Annotated in this window: 23 protein-coding genes and 1 pseudogene; 10 read left to right on the forward strand and 14 right to left on the reverse strand. The window is 70.0% G+C overall.

The annotated features are described in order from the left end of the window. Positions 1 to 102: 102 nt before the first annotated feature. Together NBY69_RS08930 and NBY69_RS08935 are read left to right on the forward strand one after the other, a co-directional pair. Positions 103 to 942 (forward strand): helix-turn-helix transcriptional regulator, encoded by an 840-nt coding sequence (locus tag NBY69_RS08930; protein WP_250299627.1) that lies wholly within the window; start codon positions 103 to 105, stop codon positions 940 to 942. Beyond that, entirely contained in the window at positions 939 to 1,151 is a 213-nt protein-coding gene (locus NBY69_RS08935) for a DUF397 domain-containing protein (protein ID WP_250299629.1), read from the forward strand. Before NBY69_RS08930 ends, NBY69_RS08935 begins: the two co-directional genes overlap by 4 nt. Positions 1,152 to 1,479: 328 nt before the next feature. Here NBY69_RS08935 and NBY69_RS08940 read toward each other — a convergent pair. Continuing rightward, positions 1,480 to 1,958: pseudogene (locus NBY69_RS08940) on the reverse strand (transposase); the annotation flags it as partial. Between the two features lie 126 nt (positions 1,959 to 2,084). Here NBY69_RS08940 and NBY69_RS08945 point away from each other — a divergent pair. Continuing rightward, positions 2,085 to 3,425, forward strand: a complete 1,341-nt coding sequence (locus NBY69_RS08945; protein WP_250299631.1) for an FG-GAP and VCBS repeat-containing protein — start codon at positions 2,085 to 2,087, stop codon at positions 3,423 to 3,425. A 69-nt stretch (positions 3,426 to 3,494) separates the two neighbouring features. Here the strand turns inward: NBY69_RS08945 and NBY69_RS08950 are convergent, their stop codons facing one another. After that, positions 3,495 to 4,433 carry an aminoglycoside phosphotransferase family protein gene (locus tag NBY69_RS08950; protein ID WP_250299633.1) on the reverse strand — a complete coding sequence of 313 codons (939 nt, stop codon included), beginning with the start codon at positions 4,431 to 4,433 and terminating at the stop codon, positions 3,495 to 3,497. A gap of 164 nt (positions 4,434 to 4,597) precedes the next feature. Between NBY69_RS08950 and NBY69_RS37605 the strand changes: the two genes are divergently transcribed. Continuing rightward, positions 4,598 to 4,714, forward strand: a complete 117-nt coding sequence (locus NBY69_RS37605; RefSeq protein WP_250299635.1) for a DUF397 domain-containing protein — start codon at positions 4,598 to 4,600, stop codon at positions 4,712 to 4,714. 193 nt (positions 4,715 to 4,907) lie between these two features. Continuing rightward, positions 4,908 to 5,915, forward strand: coding sequence for a helix-turn-helix domain-containing protein (locus NBY69_RS08960; protein ID WP_250299637.1), 1,008 nt, complete (start codon positions 4,908 to 4,910; stop codon positions 5,913 to 5,915). Between the two features lie 122 nt (positions 5,916 to 6,037). Here NBY69_RS08960 and NBY69_RS08965 read toward each other — a convergent pair whose 3' ends face one another. From NBY69_RS08965 to NBY69_RS08975, 3 genes are all read right to left on the reverse strand, one after another. Further along, entirely contained in the window at positions 6,038 to 7,681 is a 1,644-nt protein-coding gene (locus NBY69_RS08965; RefSeq protein ID WP_250299737.1) for a phospho-sugar mutase, read from the reverse strand. 131 nt (positions 7,682 to 7,812) lie between these two features. After that, on the reverse strand, positions 7,813 to 8,634 hold the full coding sequence (locus NBY69_RS08970) for a purine-nucleoside phosphorylase (protein ID WP_250299639.1): 822 nt from the start codon (positions 8,632 to 8,634) through the stop codon (positions 7,813 to 7,815). A 124-nt stretch (positions 8,635 to 8,758) separates the two neighbouring features. Beyond that, complete coding sequence (locus tag NBY69_RS08975; protein ID WP_250299641.1) at positions 8,759 to 9,196, reverse strand: gamma-glutamylcyclotransferase; 438 nt, start codon at positions 9,194 to 9,196, stop codon at positions 8,759 to 8,761. Positions 9,197 to 9,501: 305 nt separating this feature from the next. Here NBY69_RS08975 and NBY69_RS08980 point away from each other — a divergent pair, with 305 nt between their 5' ends. Both NBY69_RS08980 and NBY69_RS08985 read left to right on the forward strand, forming a co-directional pair. Then, positions 9,502 to 10,941: an NAD(P)H-quinone dehydrogenase gene (locus NBY69_RS08980; RefSeq protein ID WP_250299643.1), complete on the forward strand. Its 1,440-nt coding sequence runs from the start codon at positions 9,502 to 9,504 to the stop codon at positions 10,939 to 10,941. A gap of 132 nt (positions 10,942 to 11,073) precedes the next feature. Next, the gene (locus NBY69_RS08985; RefSeq protein ID WP_250299645.1) at positions 11,074 to 12,042 is read left to right on the forward strand and encodes a DeoR/GlpR family DNA-binding transcription regulator; all 969 of its coding nucleotides are present in this window, start codon (positions 11,074 to 11,076) and stop codon (positions 12,040 to 12,042) included. A gap of 126 nt (positions 12,043 to 12,168) precedes the next feature. Here the strand turns inward: NBY69_RS08985 and NBY69_RS08990 are convergent, their stop codons facing one another. After that, on the reverse strand, positions 12,169 to 13,923 hold the full coding sequence (locus tag NBY69_RS08990; RefSeq protein WP_250299647.1) for a biotin carboxylase N-terminal domain-containing protein: 1,755 nt from the start codon (positions 13,921 to 13,923) through the stop codon (positions 12,169 to 12,171). Positions 13,924 to 14,346: 423 nt separating this feature from the next. Between NBY69_RS08990 and NBY69_RS08995 the strand changes: the two genes are divergently transcribed. After that, positions 14,347 to 14,775, forward strand: a complete 429-nt coding sequence (locus tag NBY69_RS08995) for a hypothetical protein (protein ID WP_250299649.1) — start codon at positions 14,347 to 14,349, stop codon at positions 14,773 to 14,775. Between the two features lie 10 nt (positions 14,776 to 14,785). Here the strand turns inward: NBY69_RS08995 and NBY69_RS09000 are convergent, their stop codons facing one another. The 5 genes from NBY69_RS09000 to NBY69_RS09020 all read right to left on the reverse strand — a co-directional run bounded on the left by NBY69_RS09000 (position 14,786) and on the right by NBY69_RS09020 (position 17,023). Then, on the reverse strand, positions 14,786 to 15,388 hold the full coding sequence (locus NBY69_RS09000; RefSeq protein ID WP_250299652.1) for a nucleoside triphosphate pyrophosphatase: 603 nt from the start codon (positions 15,386 to 15,388) through the stop codon (positions 14,786 to 14,788). A 75-nt stretch (positions 15,389 to 15,463) separates the two neighbouring features. Then, on the reverse strand, positions 15,464 to 15,898 hold the full coding sequence (locus NBY69_RS09005; RefSeq protein ID WP_250299654.1) for a PIN domain-containing protein: 435 nt from the start codon (positions 15,896 to 15,898) through the stop codon (positions 15,464 to 15,466). After that, a complete protein-coding gene (locus NBY69_RS09010) occupies positions 15,895 to 16,137 on the reverse strand; it encodes a CopG family transcriptional regulator (protein ID WP_250299657.1) in 243 nt (80 codons plus the stop codon). Before NBY69_RS09010 ends, NBY69_RS09005 begins: the two co-directional genes overlap by 4 nt. A 52-nt stretch (positions 16,138 to 16,189) precedes the next feature. Continuing rightward, positions 16,190 to 16,318: a morphogenic membrane protein MmpB gene (gene mmpB, locus NBY69_RS09015; RefSeq protein ID WP_368078204.1), complete on the reverse strand. Its 129-nt coding sequence runs from the start codon at positions 16,316 to 16,318 to the stop codon at positions 16,190 to 16,192. Positions 16,319 to 16,381: 63 nt separating this feature from the next. Beyond that, positions 16,382 to 17,023 (reverse strand): TetR/AcrR family transcriptional regulator, encoded by a 642-nt coding sequence (locus NBY69_RS09020; RefSeq protein WP_250299659.1) that lies wholly within the window; start codon positions 17,021 to 17,023, stop codon positions 16,382 to 16,384. 74 nt (positions 17,024 to 17,097) lie between these two features. Between NBY69_RS09020 and NBY69_RS09025 the strand changes: the two genes are divergently transcribed. Continuing rightward, the gene (locus tag NBY69_RS09025) at positions 17,098 to 18,393 is read left to right on the forward strand and encodes an SGNH/GDSL hydrolase family protein (protein WP_250299662.1); all 1,296 of its coding nucleotides are present in this window, start codon (positions 17,098 to 17,100) and stop codon (positions 18,391 to 18,393) included. Here the strand turns inward: NBY69_RS09025 and NBY69_RS09030 are convergent. The 3 genes from NBY69_RS09030 to NBY69_RS09040 form a co-directional block, all read right to left on the reverse strand. Beyond that, positions 18,383 to 18,778: a hypothetical protein gene (locus tag NBY69_RS09030; RefSeq protein ID WP_250299664.1), complete on the reverse strand. Its 396-nt coding sequence runs from the start codon at positions 18,776 to 18,778 to the stop codon at positions 18,383 to 18,385. The genes NBY69_RS09025 and NBY69_RS09030 overlap by 11 nt on opposite strands. A 178-nt stretch (positions 18,779 to 18,956) precedes the next feature. Beyond that, the gene (locus tag NBY69_RS09035) at positions 18,957 to 19,163 is read right to left on the reverse strand and encodes an acyl-CoA carboxylase subunit epsilon (protein WP_250299739.1); all 207 of its coding nucleotides are present in this window, start codon (positions 19,161 to 19,163) and stop codon (positions 18,957 to 18,959) included. Positions 19,164 to 19,210: 47 nt separating this feature from the next. Next, positions 19,211 to 20,794, reverse strand: a complete 1,584-nt coding sequence (locus NBY69_RS09040) for an acyl-CoA carboxylase subunit beta (RefSeq protein ID WP_250299665.1) — start codon at positions 20,792 to 20,794, stop codon at positions 19,211 to 19,213. 117 nt (positions 20,795 to 20,911) lie between these two features. On the opposite strand from NBY69_RS09040, the gene NBY69_RS09045 reads away from it, so the two are divergent. Then, the gene (locus NBY69_RS09045; protein ID WP_250299667.1) at positions 20,912 to 21,763 is read left to right on the forward strand and encodes a biotin--[acetyl-CoA-carboxylase] ligase; all 852 of its coding nucleotides are present in this window, start codon (positions 20,912 to 20,914) and stop codon (positions 21,761 to 21,763) included. Positions 21,764 to 21,774: the final 11 nt, after the last annotated feature.

The raw sequence follows: 21,774 nt of genomic DNA on the forward strand, positions 1-21,774 counted from the left end.
CCGCTCCTCTCCGTAGTCATTCCACTACCAGGAGCACCTAGGGTGGCCTACAGTCAGAAAGCCTTCAAGTAATCAGAAGCGAAGGAAGGACTGGGTGGCGGCATGGTCAACCGCAAGGAATTAGACCCGGAGAGCAGCCCACGAGCGGCCTACGGGGCCCGTATGCGCAGGTTGCGTGAGAAGCACGGCTGGAACCAGGATGATCTGGCCGAGAAGCTGGGGTGTTCAAGCCAGCATATTTCGGCTGTTGAAACTGCCCGAAAGCCGCCGACCCTCCCCTTTTCGCTCAAGCTCGATCTGGCATTCAGCACGACCGGTTCTGCCGAAGCGTTCGAGCGCGAGTGGCGCGAGATGCGGCACGGCTCGCTGCTGGAGGGGTTTCCGGAGTACGTGGGGCATGAGGGCAGGGCCGTCGAGTTCCGGCTCTACAACATTGGGATCGTTCCGGGCCTGTTGCAGACGCCCGAGTACGCACGGGTGTTGGCGGACAGTGCCGTGCGGCGGGGTGCCATCACACCCCAACAAGCCGATGAACGTGTCTCGTTCCTGGCGGATCGACAGGCGGCGCTGGTGCGGCCCCGGCCCCCCATGCTGTTTGTGACCATGGATGAGAGCTGCATCCGTCGTCCTGTCGGCGGGGCGGCCGTCATGAACGCCCAGTTGGCGAGTCTGGTCGAGTTCGCCGAACTGCCGAACACACTGTTGCAGGTGGCGCCGTACGGGATAGGTGAGCGTCGTACGTTCGACCTGCCCGTCAACCTCTTGACGCTGCCGGACCGGTCCGTGATCTGTTACGCCGAGTCCCAATCCCAGGGGCACCTGGACCGCGAGAGCACGTCCGTGCTGCCCATGTTGACGGCCTACCATCAACTGCAGGGCGAAGCGCTGTCTCAAGCGGCGTCCGTGGCCATGATCAACGAGGCACGAAAGGGCACCCGGTGACGACCGACGAATCCCCCCGCTGGTTCAAGTCTTCCTACAGCAACAATGGCGGCGACTGCGTTGAGGTCGCCGTCAACCTCATCGCTTCGCGCGGCGTGGTTCCCGTCCGTGACTCCAAGAACCCGAGCGGTCCCGTGCTGAACGTCCCTACCGGCGCGTTCGCCTCCTTCGTGGCGGGCGTCAAGGGCGAAGAGTTCAGCGCCGTCTGACCGCCTGGCCCGGCCCATACCGCATCAGGGCTGCCCCATCGCGCGTGTGACGCGTGGTGGGGCTTCTCGCTGTCTCAGCACACGTCAGGGTGTGGCGGCAGGGTCCCAAGGGCCCTTCATTCTGCAGCTGTTGCATCACCAGGTCTCGATACGGCAGCGAGACCATTGTCGGGGTCGGAAATGGTGTGGTAGACGCTGATCCAGTAGCCCTTGGCCGTGGAAACCTCCAGCAATCGAAAGAGTACATCTGACTTCGAATTCACCACTCAGATCGATCGCATCCAACGACCGTCACCGGGTACTCGGATAAGTCCGCGTCCAACATGGCGAGTTGGCGGAAGCGTTTGTGGCAGCACGGTGCGGCTGCCAGCCCAAGAAAGGCCAGGTAGTTGTTGGAGGGGTGGCGTTCGTAGCGGTGGTTGAGTCTGCGGTAGCCGGTCAGCCACGACATGGTCCGCTCGATGACCCACCTGCGGCGGCCCAATCGTTCGCCGGACTCGATGCCCTCGCGGGCGATGCGGACGCCGATGCGTTTGCCCCATAACCATCGTCGCAAGTGAGGCACATCGTATGCCTTGTCCGCGTGCAGACGTTGAGGCTTGGAATCGGCTGCGTGGGATTCGTATCCCATGTGGACATGGGACAGCGTCGGCTTCAGGGCAAGGCTGTCGTGGGTGTTGGCCGCGGAGAGTCCGACGCGAAGGGGCAGTACGTCCGTATCTGACAGGACGTACTGCCCCTTGATGAAGATCCGTATCGTCGGCCTTCCGGGCCCGGCCCGGGGCGTTGACGACCGCGTCGGCCCCGGCGTCGGCGACGAGCGCCGTGTACCCGTGGGCCGGAATAGGGGGGGGAGGACCCTCGTGCATCACCCCCGTAACGAAATGATCCGCTTCCTTGTGCGGGCCGCGTCCACGCCCGTGAAGTGGGCTGATGCACTTTCCGACAGCAGGCGGTCCGTTCTTCCGCCACTTGCGCATGTGGCACGCCGTGGCGGCCTCCCTCGTAGCAGTGGCGGTGGTGGCGTTCCTCGTCCTTCGGCCGTCCGGCGGCGCGCGTGCGGTCCCGAACAGCCCCTGTCGGGCAGTCGATTCGGCGCGCGAGGCCACGCCCGCGACCCCCGACCTCGACGGGGACGGCTTCATCGATCTGGTGCACGAGATCTCCGAGACGGAGAATTTCGACCTGTTCGTCGTGCCCGGCTCCGAGCACGGTCCTGACCCCGACCGCACGACCGTCTTCGCCCACGACGACCTCGGTGTGCCGCACGACGTCCAGACGGGCGACGACCCGTTGCAGCCCACGGTCGCCGACCTGGATGAGGACGGCCACGCCGACCTCGTCGTGAGCGGCGCCGCCCAGGTCCTGTGGGGAGGCCCCAAGGGCCCGCAGGTCGGCGGAGCGCACGGGCGTGTGCCACTGCCGGGCACCGGATACAACACCGCGCCGGTCGCCGGCGACTTCGACGGGGACGGCCACAGCGACCTCGCGGTGTTCAGGGACTCGAACGAGGCTCGGGAACTGGTCGTCCTCAAGGGACCGTTCAAGCGCTCCGGCGCCCCGGTCAGGACCGTGGAGATCCCCAGCCCGGTCCACGAGGGCGCGTCACCCGTACTGGTCGCCGGGGACGCGAACGACGACCGCTCCACCGATCTCGCGCTCTACGGCTCTCCGTGGGATCCGCCCCTGCTGTTCACCGGCGGCGCCCGTACCGCCGGCGGCCTGAGCAAGGAACCCGAGCGGCTGCCGGAGGGCGAGAACATCGTCTTCGGCGACTTCGACGGCGACGGGCGCCAGGACATCGCCATCGGTCGGAGCTTCGTCGACAGCTACGACGAGGTCGACACACCCCACCGGCGCGGCCAGGTCAGCGTCCGTTACGGGAAGGAGCCGGCGAAGTGGGTCACTATGGAAGGCGGTGACTTCAAGGAAGGCTTCGGCGCCAGGCTCGCCGTCGGGGACTTCAACGGCGATGGCTGCGACGACCTGGCCGTACAGCTCACCAAGAAGAAGGAGGCGGGGGACGCGCGGATCGAGGTGCTGCGGGGCGGCTCCGAGCACGGGCTCGGATCGAAACCCTGGCACTCCACCAAGCGGTCCGTGCCGGGTGACGACGGCCCCGATGGCGGCATGCTCTTCGCCGTCCACGACTGGGACGGCGACGGCCGCGCAGAGCTGGCCCTTCTCGGCGAGGACAGATGGTGGATCACCGACGGCACCGGCCGCGACGAGGCATCCTTCCCGGTCGCCCCCAGCAAGGATCAAGGTTCGTAGGCCCATGCTTGCTGTCCCGGGCACGTGGTCCCGGGCCCCGTAACGGGTACCGCTCGGCCGCCTCGGCGATCAGGCCCTCCGGCAGAGCCGTCCAAGCCGCTCATGGGCGGTGAGGATCTCCTCAAGGACGAACGACGCATCCGCAGGCAGGCCGTCGCCATCGCGAACCGCTCCGGCGCAGACGACCAGGGCCTTCCAGAGCGCCCAGCCTTGTCCACGCTCCCAGGTCGCCTTGTCCACCCCTAGCCGATCGCGGAACGCGGCCCGGCTCCTGCCGGTCAGCATCGTCCAAGCGATCGACAGATCGCAGGCCGGGTCTCCGACTCCGCAGGTGCCGAAGTCGATGACGGCCGCGAGCGCACCGTCCTTCACCAGAAGGTTCCCCGAGGCCATGTCCCCGTGGAACCAGACTGGCTTACCGTCCCACGAGGCTCGCAACGCCCGTTCCCAGATCTCCCCGGCGGTATCGGTCCGGATCAGGCCGTCCAACGTCTCCAGCGCTGCACGGGCCCACCCGTCGTAGGTCGTCAGTGGTCCGCCGCGGAACCAATTGTGCAGTCCCGGGCCCGGTCCGCCTGCCGGGTCGATCCGCTGCAGGGACACGAGGAACGTCGCAAGGTCGATGGCGAACGCCGTCATGTCCTCGACGACGGCACGGGCCGCAGGCTCGCCGCCGATCCACCGATAGACCGACCAGTTGTGCGGAAAGCTCTCATCAGGCAGGCCTCTGGCCAGCGGAACCGGGACCTCCAACGGCAGCGCGGGTGCGAGCACCGGCAGCCACCGGTGCTCCTTCTCCACCGCCAGCGCGTACTCCTCGGCAGTCGGTAGCCGCACCAGCATCTCGTCACCGAGACGAAAGGTGCAGTTGTCCCAACCCTGCGCATCGACCGGCCGGACGTCGAGATCGGACCACTGCGGGAACTGCGCGGCGATCAACCTGCCCGCCACCGCGGCGTCGACTGGTTTCCGGTCCGGCAACGGCAAAACCTCGGGCATCTCGTTCATCGGAGGCGACCGTACGAGGCCTCATCAGATCACCACAAGCGATTTCCGATCGCCCCGAACTCGGTCCGGGAACTGTCCGTCCCTCGGCCCGAGCCACCTCGAAGCAACGCACCCCAGGCCGCTGCCCCCGGCAAACGCCACGTTGACGACGCTTCGCATTGCCTGTGACCTGGTGGAAATCTTCCCGGTCGGAGGCGGGGTCGCAGTGTGTCGAGTGCGGCATCGTCGATGGCCGGGAGCAGGTCATAGCGAGGCCGTCAAGACCCGTGATCTGTAGTTGAGTTCGGCGGAGGTGGGTCGCCTTCGGTCGTACGGCCGGGGGCTGATCTGAACAGTCCGGTGCGGGCCCCCGCGTGCGGTACGGTGACGGAGTCATCACGCTCCGCGCATGCAGCTGTTGCGCGAGGCGGCCCCCGGCGGTGCTACAACACCAACCGAGGGCCTTCACTACCAGTGGAAGTGGACCCACCGGAAATGCTTCGGCATGTTATCGCGCCGTCCGGGCGCTACACGAAGGCGTCGCACGACGTCGTACGTCATCCGCGTCTGAGCAGCGACGCGAAGATTCTGCTCCTGTACATCCAGGGCCTCCCCGAGGGTGCCGCCCATCAGCCCCTCGGTGAACTCGCGCAGCGGCTCGGGATCAAGGGTCGTGCCTTCCAGAAGGCCAAGGGCCAACTGGTCGAGCACGGTTACGTCCATGAGTGGCGCAGCCAGAACGATCGAGGGCGCTGGGTCACCGAACAGCTCCTGACCAACCTGCCGTTGACGGCGCATCAGGCATTGGGCTTACGAGAGGCCGACGATGCGCCGGTCACCGGCCCGGCGGCTCCGAGTGCGCACATTCCGGCCGTCGGTGCGCCGAGGGGTCGGGTGGCCGGTGGCTATGAACCAGTAGAAGAACACTGTGAGAAGACCACTCCCCACCCACCCTCCGAAGCGGTTGCGGCCGGAAGGCCGGTTGTGGTGGAGGAGCCTGCTCCCGTACCAGGTCCCGAACTCGCCGCTGCCGAGGCTGTGTTGCTTTCGCTGCGGCACTCGAACCGTGAATTGCACCTGGGTGTGCGCGAGGCCCGCGCCTTGGCGGCCGATGCCGCCCAGTGGCTGCTGCGCGGAGTTCCGGCATCGGACCTGCGACGCGTCCTGCTGGCCGAACTCCCCGCGGACGGCGTGCGTTCGGCGGTCGGCTTCCTGCGTCACCGTCTGGTGCAGAAGCTCCCCGGCGCCTCTCCGCCGGTCGCCTCCGGCGTGCCCCAGGCCTCCGCCGGACTGATCACCTGCGAAGGGCCAGGCGATGACCACGCCTTCCGCCCGGTGGGCGGCGAGACCGTATGCCCCGCTTGCCGCCGGGCCGCCACGCTCGCCGAGCAGCGACACCCCCAGTGGGGCACTGCTGCCGAGCCGCCCTCGCGCAGGCCGTGGCGGGAACGGCTGGCCGTGATCAACGCGCAGTCTGGGCGGGGGCTGCTGGACGGTGGCTGACCGGCAGCCCCCGCAGCAGGGGCTGCGAGACGACAGCTGACCGGCCCCCGCTGCCCGGCCTGCTCGACGTCGGCTGCCCGGCCCCGGACGGGTGGACGGACCTGTCCAGGGCCGGGCAGGTCCTAAAGGCCCGCCGCCCGCGACAGGTCCGTCTTGATCGCCGCGAGGATGGTCTCCGCGTGCGTACGGGCCTCCGCCACCCCGGCGGTGTCGGCGACCGGGAGGACGACCTCCAGGTAGCACTTGATCTTGGGCTCGGTGCCGCTCGGGCGGACGATCACGCGGGCGCCGTCCAGGTGGTAGCGCAGCCCGTCCGTGGGCGGCAGCTGTTCCGTGCCCTCGTTCAGGTCCTCGGCCGTGATGACCGCGAGCCCGGCCAGTTCGGTCGGCGGGTGCTCGCGGAGCCTGCGCATCGCGTCCGAGATGACCGACAGGTCGTCGACGCGTACCGAGAGCTGGTCGGTGGCGTGCAGCCCGTGCTGGACGGCGAGTTCGTCGAGCAGGTCGAGGAGCGTACGGCCCTCGGCCTTCAGCTCCGACGCCAGTTCGGCGACCAGCAGGGCGGCGGTGATGCCGTCCTTGTCGCGTACGCCGTCGGGGTCGACGCAGTAGCCGAGCGCCTCCTCGTACCCGTACCGCAGGCCCTCGACGCGGGCGATCCACTTGAAACCGGTCAGCGTCTCCTCGTACGGGAGCGAGGCCGCGTCGGCGATCCGGCCCAGCAGGGACGACGAGACGATCGACTCGGCGAAGACGCCGGTGGCGCCCCGGCGGACCAGGTGCGCGGCGAGCAGCGCGCCGAGTTCGTCGCCGCGCAGCATCCGCCAGTCACCGTCGTACGGAACGGCCACGGCGCAGCGGTCGGCGTCCGGGTCGTTGGCGATGATCAGGTCGGGCTCGGCGCGGCGGGCGGTCGCGAAGGAGAGGTCCATCGCGCCCGGTTCCTCCGGGTTGGGGAAGGCGACGGTCGGGAACGCCGGGTCGGGCTCGGCCTGTTCGGCGACGAGCACCGGCCCGGGGAAGCCCGCCCGCGCGAACGCGGCGAGCAGCGTCTCCGTGCCGACCCCGTGCATCGCCGTGTACACGACGCGGGCGGTGCGGGGGGACCCGGCGGTCAGTACCGCGTCCGTGCGCGCCAGGTACGCCTCCAGGACGTCGTCCCCGAGGGTCTCCCAGCCGCTCTCCGGGCGCGGCACGTCGTGCAGGCTCCGTACGGCGTCGATGGCGGCGGCGATCCCGAGGTCGGCCGGGGGCACGATCTGGGAGCCGTCGCCGAGGTAGACCTTGTAGCCGTTGTCACGCGGCGGGTTGTGGCTCGCGGTGACCTCGACGCCCGCGACCGCGCCGAGGTGGCGTATGGCGAAGGCCAGTACGGGGGTGGGCAGCGGGCGGGGGAGTACCGCGGCGCGCAGGCCCGCGCCGGTCATGACGGCGGCGGTGTCCCTGGCGAAGTCGGCGGACTTGTACCGGGCGTCGTACCCGATGACGACCAGGCCGCCCGCCTGGCCCTGGGCCTTGAGGTACGCGGCGAGACCGGCGGCGGCCCGGATGACCACGGACCGGTTCATCCGCATCGGACCCGCGCCCAGCTCGCCCCGCAGGCCGGCCGTGCCGAACTGGAGGGTGCCGCCGAAGCGGGCCGCGAGTTCGGTGGTGTCCCCGGAGGAGGCGGTCTCGATGAGCTTGGCGAGCTCGTCGCGGGTGTCGCTGTCGGGGTCCTCGGCGTGCCAGGTCTTGGCACGGGCGATCAGGTCCTGCTGCTGCACGGTGGTCTGCCTTTCGTTCCTCACGGCGGTGGGGTGGGGCTCTGCCCCCGGCCCCCGCTTCTCAAGCGCGGAATCAAGCCCCTCCGGCGTCTGAGGAGCGGGGTCAGGGGCGGAGCCCCGGTCCGGACGGGTCAGATCCGCTCCAGCACGCGCCCGAGCAGTGACCCCATCCGCACGGCCGAGTCGCGCCCGGCCTGCAGTACCTCTTCGTGGTTGAGCGGTTCGCCGCTCAACCCGGCCGCCAGGTTCGTCACCAGCGAGATGCCGAGCACCTCCGCGCCCGCCTCGCGGGCGGCGATCGCCTCCAGCACCGTGGACATCCCGACCAGGTCGCCGCCCATCACCCGGACCATGTTGATCTCGGCGGGCGTCTCGTAGTGCGGGCCGGGGAACTGGACGTACACGCCCTCTTCCAGCGTCTCGTCGACCTCTTTGCAGAGCGCGCGCAGCCGCGGCGAGTACAGGTCGGTGAGGTCCACGAAGTTCGCGCCGACGATCGGCGAGGTGGCCGTCAGGTTGATGTGGTCACTGATGAGGACCGGCTGGCCGGGGCGCATGCCGGGGCGCAGGCCGCCGCAGCCGTTCGTCAGGACGACCGTCTTGCAGCCTGCCGCGACCGCCGTACGGACGCCGTGCGAGACCGCGGCGACGCCACGGCCCTCGTAGTAATGGGTGCGGCCCAGGAAGACCAGCGCGCGCTTGTCGCCGATGGCGTACGAGCGGATCCTGCCGCCGTGGCCCTCGACCGCCGGCGGGGGGAACCCGGGCAGCTCGGTGACGGCGAAGTCGGCCTCGGGGGTGCCGAGCGCGTCGACGGCCGGGGCCCAGCCGGAGCCCATCACGAGGGCGACGTCGTGGGTCTCTGCGCCGGTGAGCTCACGCAGGCGCGTGGCGGCGGCGTCGGCGGCGGCGTACGGGTCGCCCTTGATGTCCGGATTAACTGAAGCGTTCACGCCGATGAGGGTAACCGCTCTCGCCCTACGCGCGTAGATGTCTCGGTGAACGGAGTTGCGATCGTTGTCTTGTCGTTTCCGACGAAGAGCCGCCGCGGAGGGCGGCGGGGGTGGCCGTCCGCGCTCAGCAGGGGCGCTTGCGCAGTTCCATCACATAGTCGTGGGGTGCGCCCGCGGATTCGGCGGCATCGGCCAGCTCGCCCAGGTAGCGCGCCGACGGCAGCCCGCCCTCGTACCCGTTCAGGACGTAGATCCAGACGGGCTCCTCGCCCTCCAGGGTGTCCACCCGGACCCGCATCCGCCGGTAGATGTCGAGCCCGACGCCCTCCCAGCGGTCCATCGAGTCCTCGTCCATCGGGGCGAGGTCGTAGAGGGCGACGAAGACCTGGGAACGCGGGGCCTCCACCAGGGTGGCGAGTGCGCCTTCCCAGCCCATCTGCTCCCCGCCGAAGGTCAGCCGCCAGCCGTTGAGCCAGCCGGTGCCGCGCAGCGGGGAGTGCGGGGCGCGGCGCGTCATCAGCCGCGCGTCGAGGTTGCCGGCGTACGCGGCGTAGAGCGACATGGTGTCGAGGGTACGACAGTGGCATTTTGTGGCCGGGTCACTTCGCCGTACGGGATCCCCGACGGCCTCGGTCACTTGGCCGTACGGGTGTCCGGGGACCCGGGGCCGCTTCGTCGTACGGGCCGTTCGGGAACCCGAGGTCACTTCGCCGTACGGGCCCCCGGGGGCCCGCTGGGAGCCCCCGGGGTGAAGCATCTTGAAGAGTGCGGGACAATGAAGCACGTACTGCATTCCCCGGGGGCTCCCCCCGGACCCCCGGCCGGGGCGGCAGTGCGGCCGGGGTGACAACGCGAGGCGGATTTTTCGTGACCCGGATCGTGATCATCGGCGGCGGACCCGGCGGATATGAGGCCGCCCTGGTGGGCGCCCAGCTCGGCGCGGAGGTGACCGTCGTGGACTGCGACGGTCTCGGTGGGGCATCCGTGCTCACCGACTGCGTACCGTCCAAGACTCTGATCGCCACGGCCGAGGTGATGACGACCTTCGACTCTTCGTACGAGGAGTTGGGCATCATCGTCGCCGACGACACCCCGTCGCTGGAGCAGGCGGCACGGGTGGTCGGCGTGGACCTCGGCAAGGTGAACCGAAGGGTGAAGCGGCTCGCGCTCGCCCAGTCCCACGACATCACCGCCTCGGTCACCCGGGCCGGCGCCCGGGTGATGCGCGGCCGTGGCCGGCTCGCCGGGCAGCAGGCGATGGACGGCTCCCGCAAGGTGATCGTCACCGCCGCCGACGGCAGCGAGGAGACGCTGACGGCCGACGCCGTCCTGCTCGCGACCGGCGGCCACCCGCGCGAGATCCCGGACGCGCAGCCGGACGGCGAGCGCATCCTGAACTGGACGCAGGTGTACGACCTGGACGAGCTCCCCGAGGAGCTCATCGTGGTCGGCTCCGGCGTCACCGGTGCCGAGTTCGCCGGTGCCTACCAGGCGCTGGGCTCGCGCGTCACGCTGGTGTCCAGCCGTGACCGGGTGCTCCCCGGTGAGGACCCGGACGCCGCCGCGGTCCTGGAGGACGTGTTCCGCCGCCGCGGGATGAACGTCATGGCCCGCTCGCGCGCCGCCTCGGCGAAGCGTGTGGGTGACCGGGTCGAGGTGACGCTGGCCGACGGCCGGGTCATCTCCGGCACCCACTGCCTGATGGCCGTCGGCGCCATCCCCAACAGTGCGGGCATGGGTCTGGAGGAGGCCGGGGTCCGGCTCAAGGACTCGGGTCACATCTGGACCGACAAGGTGTCCCGTACGACCGCCCCCGGCGTGTACGCCGCGGGCGACGTCACCGGGGTCTTCGCGCTCGCCTCGGTCGCCGCCATGCAGGGGCGGATCGCGATGTACCACTTCCTCGGCGACGCGGTGCAGCCGCTCAACCTCAAGACCGTCTCGTCCAACGTCTTCACCGACCCGGAGATCGCCACGGTCGGTTACAGCCAGGCGGACGTCGACTCGGGCAAGATCGACGCTCGCGCGGTGAAGCTGCCGCTGCTGCGCAACCCGCGCGCCAAGATGCAGGGGATCAGGGACGGCTTCGTCAAGATCTTCTGCCGTCCGGGCACCGGCATCGTGGTCGGCGGTGTGGTCGTCTCACCTCGTGCGAGTGAACTGATCCACCCGATCTCGATCGCGGTCGACAACAACCTGACCGTGGAACAGATCGCAAACGCCTTCACTGTCTACCCGTCCCTGTCGGGTTCGATCGCGGAAGTGGCACGGCAGTTGCACACCCGGAAGACGTCGGGCGAAGGCTGACGCGGTCCGGCGGCGAGGGACCAGTGGGTGGGTACGCCCCGTATACCACCCGCTGACCCAATCCGTGCACAACTTCTGCTATTCGACGCAAACTGCTGAGAACTATCGGCCGCTCAGGTTACTGTCAGTTTCGTGTTCGCTGCTGAACGTCGCCAATTGATCCTTGAAATGGTGCGTGCCAACGGGGCCGTGTCGCTCCGTGAGCTCGCCCGTGTCGTCCAGACCTCCGAAGTGACCGTACGGCGGGACGTGCGGGCGCTGGAGGCAGAAGGACTCCTCGACCGCCGTCACGGCGGTGCGGTACTGCCGGGTGGATTCACGCGAGAGTCCGGCTTCCCGCAGAAATCCCATCTCGCGACCGCGGAGAAGACGGCCATCGCCGACCTGGCCGCCGGACTCGTCGAAGAAGGCGAGGCGATCGTCGTCGGCGCGGGGACGACCACGCAGGAGCTGGCCCGCCGGCTCGCCCGCGTCCCCGGGCTGACCGTGGTCACCAACTCCCTGCTGGTGGCCCAGGCGCTGGCCCATGCCAACCGGGTCGAGGTGGTGATGACCGGCGGTACGCTGCGCGGTTCCAACTACGCCCTGGTGGGTAGCGGCGCCGAGCAGTCCCTCCAGGGGCTGCGGGTCTCCCGCGCCTTCCTCTCCGGGAGCGGGCTGACCGCCGAGCGCGGTCTGTCCACGTCCAACATGCTCTCGGCGAGCGTCGACCGGGCGCTGGTGCAGGCGGCGGCCGAGATCGTGGTCCTCGCCGACCACACCAAGCTCGGCACCGACACCATGTTCCAGACGGTGCCGACAGACGTGATCACCCGGCTGGTCACCGACGAGCCGTCCGCCCAGGACGACCGCGCGGCAACGGAGTTGCAGGCGCTGGCCGACCAGGGCGTGCAGATCGCGGTGGCGGGTTCCCCCGCCGGATCCGCTGGCCCGAGTGGTGAGAACGGGCCTCCGGGGCGTCAGCCCCGCCGTGACATGCCGCTCCCCGGGCAGCGCCGTACGCACGGCCCCGGGCCGCAGCTGCGCAGCGCCGCCACGGCCTCCCTCACCGAACAGCAGGCGGGCGAACGGGCCCGGGTGGCCGAAATGCGCCGCCGCTGACGGCAGTTGGTACGGACAGCCCGTACGGCAGTTGATACGGGCAGCCCGTAAGGCAGTTGATACGGGTGTGGCCCCGCCGGTTCGTCCGGCGGGGCCACACCCGTATCAACTACCGTGCTGCTGCGGTCAGTCCTTGATCTCGCAGATGGTCGCGCCGGAGGAGACGGACGCGCCGACCGTGGCGGTCAGGCCCTTGACGGTGCCGGAGCGGTGCGCGTTGAGCGGCTGCTCCATCTTCATCGCTTCCAGGACGACGACGAGGTCGCCCTCCTTGACCTCCTGGCCCTCCTCGACCGCGACCTTGACGATCGTGCCCTGCATCGGGGACGCGAGCGAGTCGCCGGAGGCGGCGGAGCCGGCCTTCTTGGCGGCCCGGCGCTTGGGCTTGGCGCCCGCGGCCAGACCCGTACGGGCCAGGGTCATACCGAGCGAGGACGGCAGCGACACCTCAAGGCGCTTGCCGCCGACCTCGACGACGATCGTCTCGCGGCCCGACTCGTCCTCGTCGGCGTCCGACGGAGCGGCGGCGAAGGGCGGGATCTCGTTGACGAACTCGGTCTCGATCCACCGGGTGTGCACGGTGAACGGGTCCGACGTGAAGGCCGGGTCGGCGACGACCGCGCGGTGGAACGTGATGGCCGTGGCCATGCCCTCCACGTTGAACTCGTCCAGCGCACGGGCCGCGCGCTGGAGCGCCTGCTCACGGGTGGCGCCGGTGACGATCAGCTTGGCGAGCAGCGAGTCCCAGGCCGGGCCGATGACCGAGCCGGACTCGACGCCCGCGTCGAGACGGACACCCGGGCCGGTCGGCGGCGCGAAGACGGTGACGGTGCCGGGGGCGGGCAGGAAGCCGCGGCCCGGGTCCTCGCCGTTGATCCGGAACTCGAAGGAGTGCCCGCGCAGTTCGGGGTCGCCGTAACCCAGCTCCTCGCCGTCGGCGATCCGGAACATCTCACGGACCAGGTCGATGCCGGAGACCTCTTCGGTGACCGGGTGTTCCACCTGGAGGCGGGTGTTGACCTCCAGGAAGGAGATCGTGCCGTCGGTGCCGACGAGGAACTCGACGGTGCCCGCGCCGACGTACCCGGCCTCCTTGAGGATCGCCTTCGACGCGGCGTACAGCTCGGCGTTCTGGGCGTCGGAGAGGAACGGCGCGGGGGCCTCCTCGACCAGCTTCTGGTGGCGGCGCTGGAGCGAGCAGTCGCGGGTGGAGACCACGACCACGTTGCCGTGCCGGTCGGCCAGGCACTGCGTCTCGACGTGCCGCGGCTTGTCCAGGTAACGCTCGACGAAGCACTCGCCGCGCCCGAAGGCGGCGACGGCCTCGCGCACCGCGGAGTCGTACAGCTCCGGGATCTCTTCGAGCGTACGGGCGACCTTCAGGCCACGCCCGCCGCCGCCGAAGGCCGCCTTGATCGCGATCGGCAGGCCGTTCTCCTCGGCGAACGCCACGACCTCGGCCGAGCCGCTCACCGGGTCCGGCGTACCGGCCACCAGGGGCGCGCCCGCGCGCTGCGCGATGTGCCGGGCCGCGACCTTGTCACCCAGGTCGCGGATGGCCTGCGGGGGCGGGCCGATCCAGGTGAGGCCCGCGTCCAGGACGGCCTGGGCGAACTCGGCGTTCTCGGACAGGAAGCCGTACCCGGGGTGGATGGCGTCGGCACCCGAATCCTTCGCGGCCTGAAGCACCTTGGCCATGTCCAGATAGCTGGCGGCCGGGGTGTCACCGCCCAGGGCGAATGCCTCGTCGGCCGCGCGTACGTGCAGAGCGTCCCGGTCCGGATCGGCGTAGACGGCTACGCTCGCGATTCCGGCGTCCCGGCAGGCCCGTGCGACACGGACAGCGATTTCGCCACGGTTGGCGATGAGCACCTTGTGCACGATGGCTCCCTCCTTGCTGTTTTCCCCGCTCACACCCGAGCCGGGTTTACTCGGCAGGTCATCGTGCCGAAGAATTCGCTGAAACATGCTGAGTTTAGGGACTACCGACACGACGTTTCGACCTGTCCCCATGGGTGAGCTTCCCCACACACGGTGTGACGCGAACGTCGCCCGCATCGTGAAGTCCCTTGTCGTACCACGGTACGGAGGGCCGCCCGAGCCCACAGTAGCTCTGCGGTGCGGTCCAGGTCTCTGTCACTCGGGGCCGCCCGGACTCGTGATTCTTTGTCGAGTCCCTACGAATGGCCGAATGATTCTTTGCTGTCCGTTCCGACCCCTTGTCCCGGCGGCTACCAGTTAGTAGCCTCCGCGATGTCGCACGTACTTGCGGTAACAAGCGGTATCGGACCAGGGGGTGGGGTCATGGCGCGCAGGCCGGTGGCCTTCGTGGCAGCGCTCGTTCTCTTCCTGGAGGCGTTCGGCGTCGCGTTCGTGAACCTGATACTCGGCAAGGTCGCCGACAACCAGCACATGTCCATGGCGGGCGTGGATCCGAGCGCGATAAGCACCGGCGCCTGGGTCGCGGGCGGAGTCTTCGGCCTCTACCTGCTGCTGTGCGCGTTCTTCCTGCTGCGCACCGGACTCACCGACCGGCCGGCCGGCCGCTTCGGCCGGGTCCTGCTCATCACCTGCGCGGTGGTGCACGGCGTACTGGGCGCGCTGACCTGGGCCCTGGTCGGCTGGCCCGCCTTCGTCTTCATGGTGGTGGTGCTCGGCCTGCTCGTGCTGACGCTGTTGGCTTACGACAAGGAGCGCCCGGTGAGCGCGAACGGCGCCCCGGCCGCGGCCTGAGGGGCGGGGCTCAGACCCACAGGTCCGTGATGGACACGCCCAGTTCGGCCAGCAGCCGGCGCAGCAGCGGCAGCGAGAGGCCGATGACGTTGCCGTGGTCGCCCTCGATGGAGTCGACGAACGGTGCGGAGCGGCCGTCGAGGGTGAACGCCCCCGCCACGTGCAGCGGTTCGCCACTCGCCACGTACGCCGCGACCTCGGCGTCCGTCGGCTCACCGAAGCGGACCGTGGTGGACGCGGTGGCCGAGGCCCGGCGGCCGGTCGCCGTGTCGATGACGCAGTGACCGGTCTGCAGGACGCCCGCCCGGCCGCGCATCGACTTCCAGCGGGCGGTGGCCTCTTCGGCGTCGGCGGGCTTGCCCAGCGCCTCGCCGTCGAGTTCCAGCACGGAGTCGCAGCCGATGACGAGCGCCCCGGCCGCCGCGTCCCGGGCGGCGACGGACTCCGCCTTGGCCTCGGCCAGGACGAGAGCCAGTTCGGCGGGGGTGGGTGCGCTGAGTGCGTCCTCGTCCACTCCACTGACGATCACCTCGGGGGCCAGCCCCGCGGTGCGGAGCAGGCCGAGGCGGGCGGGCGATGCGGAACCGAGAACGAGGCGGCGCTGAGCAGTCATGGGGCCATCGTATGACCGCGCCGGGACCCGGCCGCCCGCCGCGGCGGACCGTACCCGCCGGGCCGGGACGTCCGCTCAGCCGTCCGCGGGCAGGATGCGAAACGCCTTGTAGCTCTTGGTCAGGGGAGCGATGGCCCGGAAGACCCGCTGGTCGAGTGTGAAGATCCGGTCGGTTCGGTACCGGTCGGCCAGGACCACACCGATGGCGTCCGCGAGATCGAGCCGCAGTCCTTCGTACTTCTGCCGTACTTCGTGAGCCGACACGAGGTCCACCGGATGCAAGGTGGCGAGCTTGTACTGCCCGTCCATGAGGCGCCCGTTGAGGGCGTCCATGACGAGGAGCGCCTCCGGGAAGCCGAAGTCCCGGTGGACGAGATGGTCGAGTTCAGTGATCACCAGCGGCGAGATGGCGAGCGTTTCGTCGTTCATCACCGTGGAGGCTTCCTTGTACAGCGGGTGCTCCACGTCGAACGCCGCGAAGAGCGCGGAGGTGTCCGCGACGACGATCACCGGCGTTCCGACCTCTCCTTGATGTGGTCGTAGACGGCGTCGTCCATCTCTTCCGCGGTCACGAGCCGTCCTCCCCTGAAGGCGGGCAGTGGGCGGCTGCTCTTGGGCCGGGAGGAGCCGTCGAGGAGCTGGGCGATTCCCCGGCGGATGAGTTCGGCCTTGCTGACGCCGGTGGCCGCAGACTCGGCATCCAGCCTGAGCTCAAGCTCTTCGGGAAGGTACACCGTCGTCTTTATCATGCATATAGGGTACCACCCGTATGGTAAGTCCATATGGTGCGGCGGCGCCCGGTCAGCGCAGGCCCAGGACGGCCATCGCGAGAATCATCGCCAGCGCGAGAACCAGGCCCGCGCGACGCATCATCGCCTGTACGTCCCGCAGCTCCTTGGGGGGTTTGTCCTCCGGGTCGGACCACAGCATGAAGTCGATAGTGCGGCCGGACACCGCCGGGGCGCCTGAGTACGAGTACTCAGGCACCCCGGCCTAGTGGGGCGCGCGGCGGTACGCACCCGCCCGCGCCGCCGTCAGGGCCGCTGTCGCCGCGCGCTCCGCGTCGGCCGTCGTGAGCGGTTCGCGGCTGATCGCGAACCGGTAGTAGAGCGGCGCCGATACGGCCCTGACGACCTCGGCCGCCTCGGTGCCCGCCGGGATCTCGCCGCGGGCTGCCGCCCGTTCCACGCACGGGACCCAGGCGCCGATCCGGGTCGCGTAGAAGCCGTTCAGCGCGGTGGCGCACTCCGCGTCGCAGGCCGCCGCCGCGATCACCGCCTGGAAGACGGCGCTCGATCGCGGGTCGGTGAGTGCCTCCAGGACGAGTGCGGCGTTGGCCCGCAGATCGCCTTCGAGGGTGCCGGTGTCCGCGCCGGGCACGGACTGTTCGGCCATCTCGCGCAGCAGGTCGGCGACCAGGCCGGCCGAGGAGCCCCAGCGTCGGTAGACGGTCGTCCTGCCGACCCCGGCCGCCGCCGCGACCCGGTCCATGTTCAGGGCGTGGAAGCCCTGCGCGATCAGGGTTTCCCGGGTCGCCTCCAGCGCGGCGGCACGGACCTTCGCGGTACGGCCGCCGGGCCGCAGGGTGCCGGGCGTGCCCTGCGGGTCGGTACTCAAACGGGACTCCTGTTCCATTAGTTCGGCGCACTCTGCTACGGTCGCTCCATCTTAACGGGACCACCTTCCCGTTAGCGACTCTGGAGTACGCCATGAAGCTGTTCCGTCCCCAGTTTGCCGCCGCGCCGCTCGCCGCCGTGCTCGGCCTCGCCCTCCTCACCGGCGCACCGGGCGCGCGGGCCGACACCGGGAGGGCGCGCGACGGCTGGACAGCCGCCTGGGCCGCGTCCCCGCAGCTGCCCAGTACCGGATTCACGCCCAACTGGTCCCAGGAGGGCTTCTCGCACCAGACCGTCCGCCAGGTGGTCCGGGTCACGGAGGGCGGCGACCGGGCCCGCGTCCGGATCTCCAACGCGTACGGCACCTCGCCGCTCACCGTGACGGGCGCCACCATCGCCCGTACGGAGAAGGGTGCGGCCGTCGAGCACGGCAGCACCCGGAACCTCACGTTCTCCGGGCGGCGGTCGGTGACCGTCCCCGCACACGGGGAGCTGCGCAGCGACGCCGCCCCGCTCCACCTCGAACGGCTGGAGTCGGTGACCGTCACCTTCTATCTGGCCGGTACGACCGGACCGGCCACCTTCCACGCCCAGGGCTTCACCGACACCTACCGGGCGGAGGGAGACCGCCACGCGGACAGCTCCGGCCGCGCGTTCACCGACATCACGCAGTCCTGGTACTACCTCTCGGGCGTCGAGGTGAGCGGCCGGAAGCCGGGAGACGGCGTGGTCCTCCTCGGTGACTCCCTCACCGACGGCTTCGGCTCCACGCCCGGTGCCGACCGCCGGTATTCGGACGCCCTCGCCGAACGCATCGGCCGCCCGGTGCTCAACTCGGGCATCGGCGGCAACCTCGTACTCAACGACTCGGCCTGGTACGGCGAACGCGCCACCGCCCGCTTCGGCCGTGACGTGGTGGACCAGCCTGGCGTCTCCGCCGTCGTCCTGCTGGAAGGGGTCAACGACCTCGGCTTCAGCGAGGTGTCGGACCAGCCCACCTTCAAGCCGTCACCGGTGATCGACTCGGCTGAACTCATCGCCGGATACCGGAAATTGATACGTGCGGCGCACGACCACGGGCTATGGATCATCGGTGCGACCCTGGCCCCGCTGAAGGGCTCCGACCACTGGGGCAGCCACGCGGCGAAGGTCAGCGAGGAGGTCAACCACTGGATCAGGACCTCGGGTGAGTTCGATGCCGGCGCCGACTTCGCCAGGGCGCTGGCCGACCCGGCCGACCCCGCCCGGATGAACCCGGCGTACGACTCCGGTGACCATCTGCACCCCAACGACGCGGGCTACGGGGTGATGGCCGAAACCGTCGCCGATGCGCTCGGCGACGGCCCCGGCGGCAGGGTCCAGGGCCTTCGCCGCGGTGCTATCCGCTGATCATGTCGGCATCGCTACGGGACTTCGGTGCTCTGCGGGACCGACGGGCGAACAGCCGGCCGGCGGAGACGACGACGTAGAGCACGACCGCCACTCCGAGCGCGAGGTCGAGCCAGTCATGGCCCGCTCCCGTGAGGAGTGCGGTCCACGCCCGGTACCCCGCGACGGATCCGGCGACCATCAGCAACACCGTCGCGGTGATGTGCAGCGCCCGCGCGGCCTTGGGCCGCCGGTCCTTGAGCAGGTCGGCACCCGCACCGAGTGCGAGCCATGGAGCGAAGGCGTGGTGGGGCTCCAGCCGTCCCGACCCGATGGCGTCCGCGATGTTGATCAGGACTCCGATCGAGCCGACGGCCAGAACACCCTGGGACATACGGAAGGTCATGGCGGCCAAACGTGAGCGGCAGTGGATCGGTCCTCATTGTCACAGGTCCGGCGACGGGCGGTATGTCCGGCTCGGTCGCCGGTGTCCCGGCGTCGCGCACGGCCTCACCCGGGTGGTGGGCCGCCCGCGACTTCCCGGGCGGCCCACCCGGCACATCTGCAACTCCTGGAACAGGGCCTCAGCCCGGCCAGTACGTACGCGCCCAGGCGCGCGGACCCGGCTGCGGTATCCGGGCGCGGCCGATCCGCGCCGGGTCGGACCACCCCTCGGGCGGCACCGGCGCGCCGGACGGCGGGTCCACTGCCGCGGCGGCGCGCGCCTGGACCACCGCCACGGCGGCGGCCAGTTCCTCCGGGGTCGGGTTGCCCCGTACGACCTTGATCATCATCGAGCCCTCCGTGGATCGGTGGAGTACGGACCGGACGCGAGGTCCTAGAGCGGGATGTTGCCGTGCTTCTTCGGCGGCAGGGACTCCCGCTTCGTCCGCAGCTGACGCAGCCCGCGCACGATGTGCCGCCGGGTCTCGGACGGCATGACCACCGCGTCGACGTAGCCGCGCTCGGCCGCGACGTACGGGTTGAGCAGGGCGTCCTCGTACTCGGAGATCAGCTCGGCGCGGGTCTCCTCGGCGTTCTCGGCGGCGGCGATGGTGCGGCGGTGCAGGATGTTCACCGCGCCCTGTGCGCCCATCACCGCGATCTGCGCGGTCGGCCAGGCGACATTGAGGTCGGCGCCCAGGTGCTTGGAACCCATCACGTCGTACGCGCCGCCGAAGGCCTTGCGGGTGATCACCGTGATCAGCGGGACGGTCGCCTCGGCGTACGCGTAGATCAGCTTGGCGCCCCGGCGGATGATCCCGCCGTACTCCTGGTCGACCCCCGGCAGGAAGCCGGGCACGTCCACGAAGGTGATGACCGGGACGTTGAACGCGTCGCAGGTCCGCACGAAACGGGCGGCCTTCTCGCTCGCGTCGATGTCGAGACAACCCGCGAACTGCATCGGCTGGTTGGCGACGATGCCGACCGGATGCCCCTCGACCCGCCCGAAGCCGGTGATGATGTTCGGCGCGAACAGCGCCTGGGTCTCCAGGAATTCGGCATCGTCCAGCACGTGCTCGATGGCCGTGTGCATGTCGTACGGCTGGTTCGCGGAGTCCGGGATGAGGGTGTCCAGCTCGCGGTCCTCGTCCGAGGTCTCCAGGTCCGCCTCCTCGGGGAAGACGGGCGGCTCGGAGAGGTTGTTCGAAGGGAGGTAGGACAGCAGCGACTTGACGTACTCGATGGCGTCCTTCTCGTCGCCCGCCATGTGGTGCGCCACCCCGGAGGTGGTGTTGTGCGTACGGGCGCCGCCCAGCTCCTCGAAGCCCACGTCCTCACCGGTGACGGTCTTGATGACGTCCGGGCCGGTGATGAACATGTGCGAGGTCTGGTCGACCATCACCGTGAAGTCGGTGATCGCGGGGGAGTACACCGCGCCGCCGGCGCACGGGCCGACGATCAGACTGATCTGCGGGATCACACCGGAGGCGTGCACATTGCGGCGGAAGATCTCGGCGAACAGGCCGAGCGCCACCACACCCTCCTGGATACGGGCGCCGCCGCCGTCGTTGATCCCGATGATCGGGCAGCCGGTCTTCATCGCGAAGTCCATGACCTTCACGATCTTCTCGCCGTACACCTCGCCGAGCGAGCCGCCGAAGATGGTGAAGTCCTGCGAGTACACACAGACCGGACGGCCGTCGACCGTGCCGTACCCGGTGACCACGCCGTCGCCGTACGGCCGGTTCTTCTCGATGCCGAAATTGGTCGAACGGTGCCGGGCGAACTCGTCCAGCTCGACGAAGGAACCCTCGTCGAGCAGCAGTTCCACCCGCTCACGGGCGGTCAGTTTTCCCTTGGCGTGCTGCTTCTCCACCGCGCGCGCCGACCCGGCGTGCGTCGCCTCGTCGATGCGGTACTGAAGATCCGCGAGCTTCCCCGCGGTGGTGTGGACGTTGATCTCTTCCGGCTCGGACATCGGGATGCGGCTCCCTGGGAATCGGGCGGCTGGCGGGGTGTTCGGCTACTGGCACGTAGCGTATCGGCGCTGGTGCGCCTCGGCAGTGCGTCGTTTGCCACACCTACTGTGGGTTGCATGACGTCATCGGATGTACCTGACAATCGCTGGTCGGACCTGGAGCGCCCGCCGCTGAACGTGTCCGCCCTACGCCGTGCGCTGGTGCGGCCCGGGTCGCTGTGGACCTCGCTCGACGTGGTCGCCACCACCGGGTCCACCAACTCCGACCTCGCGGGCCGGGCGGCGGAGCTCGACGAGGGCGCCGTCCTGGTGGCCGAGGAACAGAGCGCCGGACGCGGACGGCTGGACCGGCAGTGGTCGGCGCCCGCCCGCTCCGGGCTCTTCCTCTCCGTACTCCTCAGGCCGGGACCGCAGGTGCCCCTCCAGCTCTGGGGGTGGCTGCCGCTGCTCACCGGGGTCGCCGTGGCCACCGGACTGTCCCGGGCGGCGGGCGTCGACACCGCGCTGAAGTGGCCGAACGACCTGCTGGTCACCGTCGGCGGCACGGAGCGCAAGGCGGGCGGCATCCTCGCCGAGCGCGCCGGGGACGACGCCGTCGTGGTCGGCATGGGCCTCAACGTCTCGCTCCGCGAGGACGAACTGCCCGTCCCCACCGCGGGCTCCCTGGCCCTGGCCGGGGCGGTCTCCACCGACCGGGACCCGTTGCTGCGGGCCGTGCTGCGCTCGCTGGAGCAGTGGTACGGCGACTGGCGCGCGGCGGGCGGCGACCCGCGGGACTCCCGGCTCCAGGAGGCGTACACGGCGGGCTGCGCGACGCTGGGCCGCAAGGTCAGGGCCGAACTGCCCGGTGACACCGAACTGGTCGGGGAAGCGGTCGCCGTCGACGGCGACGGCAGGCTCGTGGTGGCCGGTGAGGACGGCATGCAGGCGGTCGGTGCGGGTGACATCGTGCACTTGCGACCGGTCTGAGAGCGACAGGC

It is taken from the genome of Streptomyces sp. A 4/2, assembly GCF_940670765.1.
In the GTDB taxonomy this organism is placed as follows: domain Bacteria; phylum Actinomycetota; class Actinomycetes; order Streptomycetales; family Streptomycetaceae; genus Streptomyces.